The organism is Microbacterium sp. NPDC077391, assembly GCF_040686955.1.
Lineage (GTDB): Bacteria > Actinomycetota > Actinomycetes > Actinomycetales > Microbacteriaceae > Microbacterium > Microbacterium commune.
Genome location: NZ_JBFBMI010000001.1, coordinates 554,725 through 568,843, shown reverse-complemented (window position 1 = coordinate 568,843; position 14,119 = coordinate 554,725). Strand labels below are relative to the sequence as shown.

The 14,119-nt window shown below is 69.3% G+C and carries 12 protein-coding genes; 5 read left to right on the top strand and 7 right to left on the bottom strand.

Annotated features, from left to right (window positions below; genetic code table 11):
• Positions 1-45: 45 nt before the first annotated feature.
• The 3 genes from AB0O65_RS02560 to guaB are packed head-to-tail and all read right to left on the bottom strand — an operon-like array spanning position 46 to position 4,414.
• Complete coding sequence (locus AB0O65_RS02560) at positions 46-1,500, bottom strand: aspartate aminotransferase family protein (RefSeq protein WP_363382803.1); 1,455 nt, start codon at positions 1,498-1,500, stop codon at positions 46-48.
• Entirely contained in the window at positions 1,497-2,852 is a 1,356-nt protein-coding gene (locus AB0O65_RS02555; protein WP_071642771.1) for an MFS transporter, read from the bottom strand. The genes AB0O65_RS02560 and AB0O65_RS02555 overlap by 4 nt, the downstream gene beginning before the upstream one ends.
• A gap of 59 nt (positions 2,853-2,911) precedes the next feature.
• Complete coding sequence (guaB, locus tag AB0O65_RS02550) at positions 2,912-4,414, bottom strand: IMP dehydrogenase (RefSeq protein ID WP_071642773.1); 1,503 nt, start codon at positions 4,412-4,414, stop codon at positions 2,912-2,914.
• Positions 4,415-4,760: 346 nt separating this feature from the next.
• Here guaB and AB0O65_RS02545 point away from each other — a divergent pair, with 346 nt between their 5' ends.
• The 4 genes from AB0O65_RS02545 to AB0O65_RS02530 all read left to right on the top strand — a co-directional run bounded on the left by AB0O65_RS02545 (position 4,761) and on the right by AB0O65_RS02530 (position 8,777).
• On the top strand, positions 4,761-6,053 hold the full coding sequence (locus tag AB0O65_RS02545) for a branched-chain amino acid ABC transporter permease (RefSeq protein ID WP_071642788.1): 1,293 nt from the start codon (positions 4,761-4,763) through the stop codon (positions 6,051-6,053).
• A 3-nt stretch (positions 6,054-6,056) separates the two neighbouring features.
• Complete coding sequence (locus AB0O65_RS02540) at positions 6,057-7,034, top strand: branched-chain amino acid ABC transporter permease (RefSeq protein WP_191712033.1); 978 nt, start codon at positions 6,057-6,059, stop codon at positions 7,032-7,034.
• Positions 7,035-7,125: 91 nt separating this feature from the next.
• Positions 7,126-8,037 carry an ABC transporter ATP-binding protein gene (locus AB0O65_RS02535; protein WP_256221051.1) on the top strand — a complete coding sequence of 304 codons (912 nt, stop codon included), beginning with the start codon at positions 7,126-7,128 and terminating at the stop codon, positions 8,035-8,037.
• Positions 8,037-8,777 (top strand): ABC transporter ATP-binding protein, encoded by a 741-nt coding sequence (locus AB0O65_RS02530; protein ID WP_071642778.1) that lies wholly within the window; start codon positions 8,037-8,039, stop codon positions 8,775-8,777. The genes AB0O65_RS02535 and AB0O65_RS02530 overlap by 1 nt, the downstream gene beginning before the upstream one ends.
• Before the next feature lie 88 nt (positions 8,778-8,865).
• Here the strand turns inward: AB0O65_RS02530 and AB0O65_RS02525 are convergent, their stop codons facing one another.
• The 3 genes from AB0O65_RS02525 to groES form a co-directional block, all read right to left on the bottom strand.
• A complete protein-coding gene (locus AB0O65_RS02525; RefSeq protein WP_363382798.1) occupies positions 8,866-10,131 on the bottom strand; it encodes an ABC transporter substrate-binding protein in 1,266 nt (421 codons plus the stop codon).
• A 119-nt stretch (positions 10,132-10,250) separates the two neighbouring features.
• Entirely contained in the window at positions 10,251-11,162 is a 912-nt protein-coding gene (gene rarD / locus AB0O65_RS02520) for an EamA family transporter RarD (protein WP_363382795.1), read from the bottom strand.
• Positions 11,163-11,269: 107 nt separating this feature from the next.
• Complete coding sequence (gene groES / locus AB0O65_RS02515) at positions 11,270-11,566, bottom strand: co-chaperone GroES (RefSeq protein ID WP_099196502.1); 297 nt, start codon at positions 11,564-11,566, stop codon at positions 11,270-11,272.
• Between the two features lie 245 nt (positions 11,567-11,811).
• On the opposite strand from groES, the gene AB0O65_RS02510 reads away from it, so the two are divergent.
• Positions 11,812-12,993 carry a class I SAM-dependent methyltransferase gene (locus tag AB0O65_RS02510; protein WP_363382792.1) on the top strand — a complete coding sequence of 394 codons (1,182 nt, stop codon included), beginning with the start codon at positions 11,812-11,814 and terminating at the stop codon, positions 12,991-12,993.
• Here the strand turns inward: AB0O65_RS02510 and AB0O65_RS02505 are convergent, their stop codons facing one another.
• Positions 12,994-14,118: a hypothetical protein gene (locus AB0O65_RS02505; protein WP_363382789.1), complete on the bottom strand. Its 1,125-nt coding sequence runs from the start codon at positions 14,116-14,118 to the stop codon at positions 12,994-12,996.
• Between the last annotated feature and the right edge of the window lies 1 nt (position 14,119).

Genomic DNA, 14,119 nt, shown 5'->3' with positions numbered 1-14,119 from the left:
TGTTCGCCTACCTCCGACGGGCGGTGGAACCGACCGGCCGGTGCGTCAGCGCGGCTCGGACATCCGCGCGAGCAGCTCGATGAGCAGCGCCTCGGCCACGGGCCGCGGCAGCCGCTCGAGCAGGGCCATCAGCGTGGCCATCGGCCGATCCGCCGACACCGATCCCGCGCCGGCGAGCCGCAGCAGTCGCCACGCCGCCGTCGGGCCGGGAACGCGCCCGCCCGGGCCGTAGCCGAGCAGCCGCAGGGTGGCCAGCAGCAGCCACGGGTCGGCCGCGGGCGTGCCGCGCACCTCATCGGCGGCGGCCGCGAGCGCGCGCGTGAACTCCCCGATCCGATGCTCGATCACGGGGGTGAGCGTGAGGTGCGCGCTGTGCGCGATCCGCACGCCGTTCTGCTGCACCAGACCGGGCTGCGGCTGGATCTTCCATCCGTGCCCCACCATCGCGTCGGCGAGGCGGTGCGGGTCGACGCGCTCGGATGCCGGCACGCTGTCGTCCGAGCCGAGCGCGATCGCCGGCCCGATCGGGTCGCCGATGACCCGCAGGCCGGGGATGTCGTCGACCGCGCTCCTGACGGCGTGCGCGACCCGGTGGATCGAGCCCGTCAGCCGCCGGTACCCGTCGTCGCCGAGATGCTCGATGATGGCCCACGCAGCGGCGAGCGGTGACGCCGAGCGCGAGCCGAGCAGGGTCGGATTGACGACCGGGTAGCCGGCCCACCCCGTCGTGGCGAAGTACTGCGCCCGGTGGCGGCGCCGGCCGCGCTGCAGCAGCACCGACACCCCCTTGGGTGCGTATCCGAACTTGTGCACGTCTGCCGAGATGCTCGTGACCCCGCGCACGCGGAAGTCCCATGCCGGCAGCCCCGGCCACCACGGCAGCACGAATCCGCCGAAGCACGCGTCGACGTGGCAGGAGATCCCCCGACCGGATGCCGCGGCCGCGACCTCTGCGATCGGATCGAGCAGTCCGGTGGGATACGACGGCGCGGAGACGACGACGAGGGCGACGTCGTCTCCGAGGCGCTCGATGAGGTCGGTTGCCGCGATCGTTCCGTCGGGCGAGCAGGGCACGGGATCGAACTCGAGATCGAACAGCTGCGCGGCCTTGATGAACGCGGCGTGCGCGGTGGCCGGGGCGACGAGGCGCGGACGGACGCCCCCCGCCGAGTCGGCATGCGACGTCCGCCACAGGTCGCGGGCCGTCTTGACCGCGAGCAGGCAGCTCTCGGTCCCCCCGCTCGTGACGGTGCCGACGACCGATCGGCTGCCGTGCAGCATCCGTCGGGTGAAGCCGATCACGTCGCGCTCCATCGCGGCGATCGACGGGAACACGGTGGGATCGAGGCCGTTGAGAGGTCGCGCGAGACGTGCCGCGGCGTCGGCCAGCTCGTCGAGTTCGGCGAGACCGGAGTCGTACACGTACGACAGCACCCTTCCGCCGTGCGTGGGCGCGTCTGCGGCGCGCATCCGGCGCAGACGATCGAGGATGTCGCTCACGCCGACGTCCCGACGATGTCGTGCTCTCGCAGCCGGTAGCGGGCGAGTGCGACGAGGCTGAGCAGCATGAGCGCCGCCGGGAGCAGGCTGAAAGCCACCGCGATGCCGGTCACGGCGGCATCCGGCTGGACGACCTCGACCGTGGCCGTGGTCTCGATGTAGCCGGTGGCCGCGAGCACGATCGAGAGCACCGTCGCGCCGAGTGCCATGCCCGTCGTCTCCCCCGCCGTCCACACTCCGCTGAACACCCCGGAGCGGTTGTCGTGTCCGCCTGCGCTGTGATCGTGCGCGATGACGTCGGGCAGCATCGCCATCGGCAGCGTCTGCATGCCCGCGTAGGCCGCGCCGGCGAGCGCGACGGGTGCGAGGATCCACCATCCGGGCGTCCAGATCATCACGCCGAGCACCGCGGTCGCCGCGAGGAACGCCGAGCTGGCGATCCGGAATCCGCGCTCTTTGCCGATGCGGTCTGCGACGATCTTCCACACCGGAGCCATCAGCAGAGCCGGAGCGATCAGCGCGACGAACAGCGGGGTCACCGCGCCCTCGTCGCCCAGCACCCAGCGCGCCACGAACTGCGCGGCCGCGAGCATCAGCCCGGTCGCGAGTCCCTGCAGCATGAACGCGCCGAGCAGCACGCGGAACGGCTGGCTCTCACGCAGTGCGGCTATGCCGTCGCGATAGTGCTTCGCGATCGATGCGCCGGGACGCACGGGCAGCATCGGGCGGGTGGGCGCGACGGTGGATGCGACGAACAGACCCACGCCGAGCAGCACGGCGGCCACGGCCGCCATCACGAGATAGCCCAGCAGCGGGTCGCCCTCGAACATGCCGCGGATCTCGGGCCCGCCGGCTCCGAACAGCAGGATCGCGACGGTCAGCATCACCACCCGCCAGGTGAGCAGACGGGTGCGCTCGCGATAGTCGTCGGTGAGCTCGGCCGGCAGCGCGATGTACGGCACCTGGAACAGGCTGAAGCATGTCGCTGCGAGCATGAACGCGATGAGCACCCAGGCGCCTGAGGCCACCGGTCCGATGCCGGCGGGCACGGCGAAGGTCAGCACGAACGCGATCGGCAGGCCGATCGATCCGATCAGCATGAGTCCGCGACGCGATCCGGAGCGCGCGAGCGCCGTGTCGCTGAGCCCGCCGATGACCGGGTCGATCAGCACGTCCCACACCTTGGCGCCGGTGACGATCGCGCCGGCGGCGAGCGCCGTCACGCCCAGCGAGTCGGTGAGGTAGTAGACCAGCACGAGGCCGGGCAGCGTGGAGAATCCTCCGGTGCCGAGCGAGCCGATGGCGTAGCGGGTGATCTGTCCGCGAGTGAGCGTGTTCGACGCTGAGCGCATGCGGCTCACTCTAGTGGTGGGTGCGTGCGCGTCGTCCGGCCCGGCCGAGGCAGAAGAACCTACTTCTTGTAGTTGGGCGCCTCGACGACGATCTGCACGTCGTGCGGGTGCGACTCCTTCAGCCCCGCCGCGGTGATGCGCACGAAGCGGCCGCGCGCCTTGAGCTCTTCGATGGTGCGCGCGCCGACGTAGAACATCGACTGACGCAGACCGCCCATCAGCTGGTACGCCACGGCCGAGAGCGGACCGCGGTACGGCACCTGCCCCTCGATGCCCTCGGGGATGAGCTTGTCGTCGCTGGGGACGTCGGCCTGGAAGTACCGGTCCTTCGAGTACGAGGTCTGCTTGCCGCGGGTCTGCATGGCGCCCAGCGACCCCATGCCGCGGTACTGCTTGAACTGCTTGCCCGACTGGAAGACGATCTCGCCCGGCGACTCGTCGGTGCCGGCGAGCAGCGAGCCCAGCATGACGGCGTCGGCCCCGGCGACCAGCGCCTTGGCGATGTCACCCGAGTACTGCAAGCCGCCGTCGGCGATCACGGGCACACCGGCGGGGCCGGCCGCGAGGGACGCCTCGTAGACCGCGGTCACCTGCGGCACGCCGACACCGGCGACCACGCGGGTGGTGCAGATCGACCCGGGGCCCACACCGACCTTGACGGCGTCGACGCCGGCATCCACCAGAGCCTGCGCACCCTCGCGGGTCGCGACGTTGCCGCCGACGATGTCGATGTGCTCGAAGGTGGGGTCGGCCTTGAGCCGCTTGACGAGCTCGATGACGCCCTGCGACTGGCCGTTGGCGGTGTCGACGACGAGAAGGTCGACACCGGCATCCCGCAGCGCCTCGGCGCGCTCCCACGCGTCGCCGAAGAAGCCGATCGCCGCGCCCACGCGCAGGCGGCCCTGGTCGTCCTTGGTGGCGAGCGGGTACTTCTCGCTCTTGTCGAAGTCCTTGATCGTGATGAGGCCCGCGAGCGTTCCGTCGGTGTCGATCAGCGGCAGCTTCTCGACGCGGTGCTTCGCGAACAGGGCGATGACCTCGCCGGCGGGAACCCCGACGGGAGCGGTGACGAGGTTCTCGCTCGTCATGACGTCCTTCACCAGCGTGGTCTGGCGCTCGAAGCCCGAGACGAAGCGCATGTCGCGGTTGGTGATGATGCCCACCAGGTGGCCCGCCTCGTCGACGACCGGCAGCCCCGAGATCCGGTAGCGCGCGCACAGGTTGTCGACCTCTTCGACGGTCGCGTCCGGGGTCGTGGTGATCGGGTCGGTGATCATGCCCGACTCGCTGCGCTTGACCCGGTCGACCTGCGCGGCCTGGTCGGCGATCGACAGGTTGCGGTGCAGGATGCCGATGCCGCCCTCGCGCGCCATCGCGATCGCCATGCGGGCCTCGGTCACCGTGTCCATCGCGCTGGAGAGCAGTGGAGTGGCCACGGAGATGCGCCGCGTGATCCGGGAGGAGGTGTCGGCCTCACTGGGGATGACGTCGGTGTGCCCTGGAAGGAGGAGCACGTCATCGTAGGTGAGTCCGACGAAACCGAACGGGTCGTGCTGCTGCATCAAAGCGTGCTCCTCTGCGCCGGAGGCGCGATCGAATGGCGAATGCGCGGGGACGTCTGCGACCGGAGATGGTGTGACGGTGTATAGATTCTAAGCGCGCTCGCGCCCGCGTTATTCCGAGAACGCCGAGAACGTCGGGAACGCCATGCACGTCAGGTCGGACACTCCCGAGATTCCGATCAGGACACGGATGGTGCGATGCGTGCCGACGACGGGATACGCTCAGTGCGACGTCCAAGCGGAGCGACGACCCGAAGTCGCTCGATGCACTCGATGTGGAGGATGCGTGGGACTCAGAACTGCGGCGCTTCAGCGCCCCCGAAACGGTGTGCTCGCGCTGCTCGCGATGCTGCTCGCCGCCTTCCTCGTCTTCGGCATGCCGGCCGGTGCCGCGCATGCGGAGACGACGCCGGACGGTCAGGAGGTCACCGACTTCTACTTCGCCGGCAACATCACGTACAAGGGCGAGCCGATCGAGGGCGTGAAGCTGGCGGTCGACGGCAACGGCTTCACCGGCGAGACGCAGACCGGTGCCGACGGCAAGTGGAAGCTCTACGTGCCCGAGAAGAAGAAGTACACCATCGCGGTGGATGAGGACACCCTCCCCAAGGGCGTCATCGTCGACACCTCGCAGCTGCCCGAGGGCGTGACCGCCGTCGACGGGACGAGCGGCTCGTTCGAGGCGGAGTTCGGCCTCACCGGCACGAAGATCGTCAACCTGTTCCTCGGACAGGGTGAGCGCGTCACCGTCTCCTTCCTCGACCAGCTCATCTCGCGCACCATCGGCGGCATCAACTTCGGTCTGCTGCTGGGCCTCGCCTCGATGGGTGCCGCGCTGATCTACGGCACCACCCGCCTCTCCAACTTCGCGCACGGCGAGATGGTCACCTGGGGCGGCGTCGTGGTGGTGCTGTTCACATCGTTCTGGAACCTGCCGCTGTGGGCCGGGATCATCGCCGCGGTGATCGGCGGCGGTGCGCTGGGCTGGGCGATGGATGCCGGGATCTGGCGCCCCCTGCGCCGACGCGGTCTCGGCATCGTGCAGCTGATGATCGTCAGCATCGGACTCTCGCTCGCGCTGCGCTACGTGCTGCAGTACATGATCGGCGGCGACACCGCGCAGCTGCCCGGTTCGAGCCCCGCCCCGATGCGGCTCGGCCCGATCTCGCTGTCGTACATCGACCTCATCGCGATGGCGATCAGCCTCGCCGCCATCCTCGGGATGGCCTACTTCCTCACTCGCACCCGCATCGGCAAGGCCACCCGCGCGATCTCCGACAACCCGCAGCTCGCCGCGGCCTCGGGAATCGACGTCGACCGGGTGGTGCGGATCGTCTGGATCATCTCGGGCTCGCTCGCGGCGCTGTCGGGCATCCTCTGGGCCTACTTCCGTCCCGGTGTGAAGTGGGACATGGGCATGCAGATGCTGCTGCTGATCTTCACCGCGATAACGCTCGGCGGCCTGGGCTCGGCGATCGGCGCCCTGATCGGATCGCTGATCGTCGGTATCTCGGTCGAGGTCTCGACGCTGCTCGGCGTCCCCTCCGACCTCAAGTACGCCACCGCCCTGGTCGCGCTGGTGGTCATCCTCCTGGTCAGACCGCAGGGTCTGTTCGGTCGCAAGGAAAGGCTGGGCTGACGCGTGGACTTCGGATCGATCTTCGGCAACACCGCCGCCTACCTGTTCAGCCCGGTCACCATCGCGTACGCCCTGGCTGCCACCGGCCTCGCGGTGCACTTCGGCTACGCGGGACTGCTCAACTTCGGCATGGCCGCGTTCATGGCCGTCGGCGCATACGGCTACGCCATCCCCGTGCTCACCCTGGGCGCGCCGTGGTGGCTGGGCATGCTCATCGGCCTGGCCGGCGGTGCGCTGTTCGCGCTGCTGCTCGGCATCCCGACCCTGCGCCTGCGCGCCGACTACCTCGCCATCGCGACCATCGCGACCGCCGAGGTGGTGCGTCTGCTGTTCCTCACCCGTCTGTTCGAGGACGTCACGGGCGCGGCCGGAGGCCGCAGCGGCTACCACGAGGGCTTCCGTGCGGCGAATCCCATCCCGGAGGGCACCTACGGGTTCGGCCCGTGGACCTACAACGCCACGGAGCTGTGGAACATCGTGTTCGGCCTGATGCTGCTGGCCGTGTCGATCCTGCTCGTCTGGGCGCTGATGCGCAGCCCGTGGGGCCGCGTGCTCAAGGGCATCCGGGAGGACGAGGACGCGGTGCGCTCGCTCGGCAAGAACGTGTTCGCGTACAAGATGCAGGCGCTCGTCGTCGGCGGCGTCATCGGCGCCGCGGGCGGCATCGTCTTCGTGCTGCCCTCGGCGGTCGTGCCGGGCAGCTACTCGACGTCGCTGACGTTCTTCCTGTGGACGGTGCTTCTGCTCGGTGGCGCGGCGACGGTCTTCGGCCCGACGCTCGGCGCCGTGCTCTTCTGGGTGCTGTTCGCCTTCCTCGGCAATCTGCTCCCCCAGATGGCGACGGCCGGCTACCTGCCGATGTCGTCGTCGCAGGCCGAGATCGTGCGCTGGATCCTCGCCGGTGTGGCGCTGATGCTGATCGTGATCTATCGCCCGCAGGGCATCCTCGGAGACAAGAGGGAGATGACCTTTGTCAAATGAGAATCAGCCGGTCGGGGCTGCGGACGCGGCCTCCGTTCCGGTCAAGCGCCAGAAGTCGACCGGCCTCGCGAAGGGGCCGGCGGCCCCCGGGGTGGCGAAGGTCGATCCGATCCTCGTCGTCGACGGAGTCGAACGTCACTTCGGCGGCCTGACGGCCGTCAACGTGGAGCACCTCGAGATCCCGCGCGGTGCGATCACCGCCCTGATCGGCCCCAACGGCGCCGGCAAGACGACGCTGTTCAACCTGCTCTGCGGTTTCGACCGGCCCAGCAGCGGCACCTGGCAGTACGACGGGAAGAACCTCGCCGGCATCCCCTCCTTCAAGGTGGCGCGGATGGGACAGGTGCGCACCTTCCAGCTCACCAAGGCGCTGTCGCTGCTGACCGTGCTCGAGAACATGAAGCTCGGCTCGCCCGATCAGCCGGGCGAGCGGTTCTGGGCGAGCCTGGTCCCCGCCATCTGGAAGAAGAAGGAAGTGGAGATCGAGCGGAAGGCGCGGGAGCTGCTGACGCTCTTCAAGCTGGATGCCAAGGAGAAGGACTTCGCGGCCGCGCTCTCGGGCGGGCAGCGCAAGCTGCTCGAGATGGCCAGGGCGCTGATGAGCGACCCGCAGCTCGTGATGCTGGATGAGCCGATGGCCGGGGTGAACCCCGCCCTGACCCAGTCGCTGCTCGAGCACATCCTCGGTCTCAAGGACCGCGGCATGACGGTGCTCTTCGTCGAGCACGACATGCACATGGTGCGCCACATCGCCGACTGGGTCGTGGTGATGGCCGAGGGCCGCGTGGTCGCCGAGGGCCCGCCCGAGACGGTCATGGAGGACCCGGCCGTGGTCGACGCGTACCTGGGCGCGCATCAGGATGTGGATCTCGGTGCGGTCACCGGCCGGATCGTCATCCCGGACGACGCCGGCTCGGGAGCCGCCGCGACGCGGCTGCGCGAGAAGATCGAGGCCGAGGCCGAAGCCGAGCTCGAGGCGGATGCCGAAGAGGAGAAGAAGTGATGGATGCCTCCGACGAGGTCGTTGTCGAACTCACGAACGTGCACGCGGGCTACCTCCCGGGTGTGAACATCCTCAACGGTGCGAATCTGGTCGCCCGCAAGGGCGAGCTCATCGGGATCATCGGACCGAACGGCGCGGGCAAGTCGACGCTGCTGAAGGCGATCTTCGGCATGGTGCAGGTGCGCGACGGCGAGATCACGCTGAACGGGTCGAGCATCGTGGGCCTGACGGCCGACAAGCTCGTGTCGAAGGGCGTGGCGTTCGTGCCGCAGACCAACAACGTGTTCCCCTCGCTGACCATCGCCGAGAACCTGCAGATGGGTCTGTACCAGAACCCGAAGATCTACGCCGAGCGTCTCGAGTTCGTCACCGGGATCTTCGCCGAGCTCGGCACGCGCCTGAACCAGCGCGCCGGCTCGCTGTCGGGCGGCGAGCGCCAGATGGTCGCGATGTCGCGTGCCCTGATGATGGACCCGTCTGTGCTGCTGCTCGACGAGCCCTCGGCCGGCCTCTCGCCCGTGCGCCAGGATGACGCGTTCATTCGCGTCTCCGACATCAACAAGGCGGGCGTGACGACCATCATGGTCGAGCAGAACGCACGCCGCTGCCTGCAGATCTGCGACCGCGGGTACGTGCTCGACCAGGGCCGGGATGCCTACGAGGGAACCGGCCGCGACCTGCTGAACGATCCGAAGGTGATCGGCCTGTACCTGGGGACGCTCGGCCAGGACGCCGCCTGACACCTGATTCCGCTGTCACCCGCGCTCTGCGGCCGGGCATGAAGAAAGCCCCGGATGCCGATCGGCATCCGGGGCTTTCTCGCGCTGCTTACTTGATGCGGGTGTTGTTGTTGTCGGCGCCGTACTCGTACACGCCGATGGCCGCGCCCTTCGGGTCGTTGTTCTCATCGAACGTGACCGAGCCGGACAGGCCCTCGTAGTCGGCGGTGCCGCCGTCGTTGATGATCTGCGCGCACTCCTCGAAGGTGGTGCACTTCTCGCCGTCGCCCTCGCCGCCGGAGACCTCGCGCATCTTCGAGGCGATGTCCTTGCCTTCGACCGAGCGTGCCTCGAGCGCTGCCAGCGCGACGAGGATCGTCGCGTCGTACGCCTCGGCCGAGTAGGTGACGTCGTTGATCTCGTCGTTGCCGGCCTCGGTCCAGACCGCGTTCAGCTGCTCGAGGAAGTCGTCGGGAAGCTCGGCGCCGGCGCGGGTGCCCTTGGAGCCCTCGAGCTTGATCGGCAGGTTGTCCTTGCCGTAGTTCGAGAGGTTTCCGTCGACCATGTACAGCTTGCCGGTGTCGATGCCGGCGTTGCCGAGCAGCGGGGCGATCGTCTTGAACTGCTCGTACGACACGATGGCCACGGCGTCGGGCTTGGCGGCCGAGACCGTCTGCACCTGGGCGTTGTACTGGCCGTCGCCCTGGTTGTACGAGGCCTCGGCGACGACCTTGCCGCCGGCGGACTCGAACGTGGCCTTGATCGCCTCTGCCAGGCCCGTGCCGTACGGGTCGTTCTGGTAGATGATGCCGAGGGTGGTGTTGCCGTCCTCGGCGATCTGGTTGCCGAGCACCTCGCCCTGCAGGTTGTCGCTCGGCGCCGTGCGGAAGTACATCGGGCTCAGACCCGTGAAGTCCGCCGACGTGTTCGACGGCGATACGGTGACGATGCCCGCTCCGACGTTGCTGTCGAGGATGAGCTTCGAGACCGACGACGATGCCGCACCGATCATGGCGGTGATCCCGGCGCTCTGCAGCTTGGTGATGGAGGTCTCGTACGCCTTGTTGTCGAGGTCGCCCTCGTCGGCGTTCGTGAGCTCGACCTGCACGCCGGCGTCGACGTCGTTGATCTGCGAGACGGCGAGCGCGACACCGGCCTCCATGGGAGCGCCGAGGAACGCGAGCTGGCCGGAGACCGGCAGCAGCGAGCCGAGCTTGAGGGTGAGATCCGCCGCTGCGGGCTTGTCGCCTGCCGGCTCGTCACTGGGGTCGTCTGCGGGCGTGCTGCTGCAGCCCGCGATGATGAGTGCGGAGGCGCTGACCATCGCAGCCGCCGCGAAGATCCTCGCCGGACGCGAGCCCTTCATTGCGTTCATGTTGCTCCCTTGCGTAACTGAACGTGGATATCCACATCGGGTGCTCTCACCCTATTGGTTCGCGCGCGCGCGTTCTGTCTCGGTCGCCTAACGATCGCGCCGGGCGCGGCGCCGGCCGCTCAGACCGGGTCGACGGATGCCGCTGCGCGCGAGCGACCGTTGTGGATGAGCAGGTCGGCGACGAACACGAGGATCGCGATCCACACGATGATGAAGCCGATCCAGCGCTCCAGCGGCATGGGCTCCCCCAGCAGCGCCCACCCCACCACGAACTGCATGACCGGGGTGATGAACTGCAGCATCCCGACCAGGCTCAGGTCGATGCGTCGGGTCCCGGCGGCGAACAGCAGCAGCGGCACGGCCGTGGCGACCCCGGCGCCCGCGACGAGCAGGGTGTGCAGGGGCGAGACCTGACCGAGCGTGATGCCGTCGGTCTGGGCGACGACGATGAGCGTCACCACGGCGATCGGGATCAGCCAGAACGATTCCAGGGTGAGGCCGCTGATGGCATCCACCGCCGCGCCGATCTGCTTCTTCACCAGCCCGTAGATGCCGAACGAGGCGGTGAGCGTCAGGGCGATCCAGGGGAAGGCGCCGTACGCGACGACGATGACCACCACCGCGAGCGCCGCCACCGCGATCGCGATCCACTGCAGCCGGCGGATGCGCTCGCGCAGCACGAACACGCCCAGCAGCACGGTGAAGATCGGGTTGATGAAATAGCCGAGGCTGGTCTCGATGACGTGCCCGGTGAGCGTGCCGATGAGGAACGTCTGCCAGTTGACGTAGATGAGCACTCCGGCCAGGGCCGTCCATCCCAGCAGCCGCGGCTGACGGACGATGGCGATGAGCGCCGGCCATCCGCGCGTGACGGTGAGCAGGATGCCGCAGAAGACGAACGACAGCAGCACCCGCCAGGCGACGACCTCCCACGGGCCGGTCGGCACGAGTGCCAGGAAGTACAGCGGCAGAGCACCCCAGAGCAGGTACGCCCCGATCGTGTAGAGGATCCCGCTGCGGCTCGTACTCACCGACACAGCCTAGCGGCGGGAGTCGCCCCGTCCCGGGGCGGGGCGCGACGACAGAGGGCCCGGATGCCATGGCATCCGGGCCCTCTGGGAGCTGGTGTCGAACCGCGTCAGCGGACGACGACGGCGAGCACGTCGCGAGCCGAGAGCACGAGGTACTCATCGGCGCCGAACTTCACCTCGGTGCCGCCGTACTTGCTGTAGAGCACGCGGTCACCCACGGCGACGTCGAGCGGAACGCGGTTGCCGTTGTCGTCGATGCGGCCGGGGCCCACTGCCACGACCTGGCCCTCCTGGGGCTTCTCCTTGGCGGTGTCGGGGATGACCAGACCGCTTGCGGTGGTCTGCTCTGCCTCGACCTGCTGGATGACGATGCGGTCCTCGAGCGGCTTGATGGAAACCGACACGGTGTACCTCTTCTTTCGTGACTGTGTTCACAAGATCATTAGCACTCTCGTGGTGAGGGTGCTAACTCCAGTCTATGCCGACGGCTGGCACTCACGCAATGCGAGTGCCAGCCGTTCGGCATGCTCCATCTCTTACGCGGTGGGCCCAAATGGCCGCGACCCACCCCACGAGGCGGCCATACGGGCCCAGCCGACGAGCGGGCTCACGGCACGCGGCTCCGCGCGCCCCGCCGTAGGCTGGGCGGGTGGAGATGTCTGAGCTGACGGCGTTGCTCACGCGTGAGGGTCTCGCGCTGCTCGACGAGACCGGGAGCGTCGAGTCGTCGGCCGACGTCGCACGGTCCGTATCGCGGCTGCGCGCCGCCGGCCACTCCCCCGACCTGGTCTCGGCCGTGGTCGGCCAGGCCCGCCTGCGGGTGAAGGCGCGGCCGAAGTTCGGCGAGTTCGCCGACCGGATGCTGTTCACCCGGGCCGGGCTCGAGCAGGCCACGCGCCTGAGTGTCGCGACGATGCACGCGATCCGGCTGCGGCGCGCCGGGATCACCCGCGTCGCCGACCTCGGCTGCGGCATCGGCGGCGACAGCCTCGCCTTCGCGGGCGCCGGTCTCGCTGTCGAGGCGGTGGATGCCGATGAGGTGACCTCGGCGATCGCCGCGTACAACCTGGCACCGTTCCCCGACGCGAGCGTGCGTCAGGGGACGGCCGAGACCAGCCTCCCGGAGGAGGGCGCCGTCTGGCTCGACCCCGCTCGGCGGACGGCCGGGCACAGCGAGACGACGCGCACCTCCGCCGCCGACTGGTCGCCGTCGCTGGACTGGTGCTTCGAGGTCGCGCGCGAGCATCCCGCCGGGATCAAGCTCGGCCCCGGCCTCGATCGAGATCTCATCCCCGACGACGTCGAAGCGCAATGGGTGAGCGCGGACGGGAGCGTGGTCGAGCTGGTGCTGTGGAGCGGCGAGCTCGCGCGTGCGGGCATCCGGCGCTCTGCCCTGGTGATGCAGGCGGGCGAGACGCACGAGATCACGGCCGCGGCCGACGCCGACGACGAGCCGGTGCGCCCGCTCGGCGCCTACCTGCACGAGCCCGACGGCGCGGTGATCCGCGCCCGGTTGATCGGCGAGGTGGCCCGGAGGCTGGAGGCGGGGATGGTGGATGAGCAGATCGCGTACCTCACCGGCGACGCGGCGCTCACCTCCCCGTTCGTGCAGTCGTTCCGCGTGCGCGAGACCATGGCCGCCCATGTGAAGACGATCAATCAGGCGCTGCGCGCCCACGGCATCGGGCGACTGGAGATCAAGAAGCGCGGCATGGACATCGACCCCGCGGCATTCCGGAAGAAGCTGAGCCTGAAGGGATCGGCGGCGGCGACGCTGATCCTCACCCGGACGACGTCCGGCCGAGTGGCGATCCTCGCCGACCGGGTCTGATCAGCCCTCCGACGCACCCGCGCCGTCGACGGTGCCGCAGTATCCCGAGTCGACGTCGCAGACGATCGAATCGGGGATCCGGATGACCGTCAGCGTCGGACCGCGGCTGCTGGACTCACGCACCTCGTACGTCGCGTTCTGAACCTGCAGGAAGTAGACGCCGTCGGATGGATCGCAGGACTGCACGACGGCATCTGTCGCCGTATCGACGGCGTAGACGCAGGTGCGCTCGTCCTGCGAGATGAAGACCGGCACGTCACCGTCGTAGCCGATGATCTGCAGGGAGCTCGGAACCACGCCCTCGGCTTCGAGCATGCTGATGTAGCGCCGCTCGTCGGGGGTGTACTGCACCTCCCAGTCGAAACCCGCCGCCATGTCGTACCGCTGCACGATCAGCGCCTCGCGCCCGGCGATGTCGGTCACGAGCGACGCCCAGTACGACCACTGCGCATCGCCGTCCGACCGGTTCAGCGAGACACCCACGGGCTGCGCGTAGGGCGTGTCCTCGTCCGGCGGCGGCATGCACTGGTGATCGCTGCGGTCGACGACGTGGATGGCGAGGCAGGTCTCCTCGCCGTCCCGGGCGGATGCGCGCCACACCGCGGCGCCGTACCGCTCACCGAGGTACGTCATCGACCCCGGATCGAAGCGCGCGGTCTCCTCGATCTCGGCCATGGCCTTCGCCTGCTCGGCCGTCATGGCCGGCGTGCCGTCGCGGCTCAGCAGCATCCAGGCGCCGCCGAACCCGAGCAGGAGGGCGATCAGCGTCGAGAGGACGAGCGCCGCGACACTCGGACGTCGACGCGTCGGCGCCGCGTCCGGTCCGGTCGGGTCGGCCGGCTGCTCGTCCGGCTCGTCCGGCGCACGCTGCACGGACTCGCCGAAAGCTGCCATCGATGCCGGCGGCCCAGCCTGCTCAGTCGCCCCCGCCAGACCCGCCGGCTCCGTCGCCGACACGGGATCATGCCCCGCCGACCCAGCGACCGGCATGGTCTCGGCCCCGGCGGCGGCACGGGCATCCAGATCCCGCAGCTCGGCAAGCTCCGCCTCGGTCACCCCGCCGCCCGCGGCGAACGCCCGGCGCTGCAGCTCACGTCGTCGTGAGCTCTCCGCCTGGTTCAGCATC

Excerpts from the sequence above, each read along its gene's own strand:
- AB0O65_RS02505 (WP_363382789.1), bottom strand. The coding sequence starts at position 14,118 with ATGCTGAACCAGGCGGAGAGCTCACGACGACGTGAGCTGCAGCGCCGG.
- AB0O65_RS02525 (WP_363382798.1), bottom strand. The coding sequence starts at position 10,131 with ATGAACGCAATGAAGGGCTCGCGTCCGGCGAGGATCTTCGCGGCGGCT.
- AB0O65_RS02530 (WP_071642778.1), top strand. The coding sequence starts at position 8,037 with ATGGATGCCTCCGACGAGGTCGTTGTCGAACTCACGAACGTGCACGCG.
- AB0O65_RS02555 (WP_071642771.1), bottom strand. The coding sequence starts at position 2,852 with ATGCGCTCAGCGTCGAACACGCTCACTCGCGGACAGATCACCCGCTAC.
- AB0O65_RS02545 (WP_071642788.1), top strand. The coding sequence starts at position 4,761 with ATGCTGCTCGCCGCCTTCCTCGTCTTCGGCATGCCGGCCGGTGCCGCG.
- guaB (WP_071642773.1), bottom strand. The coding sequence starts at position 4,414 with ATGCAGCAGCACGACCCGTTCGGTTTCGTCGGACTCACCTACGATGAC.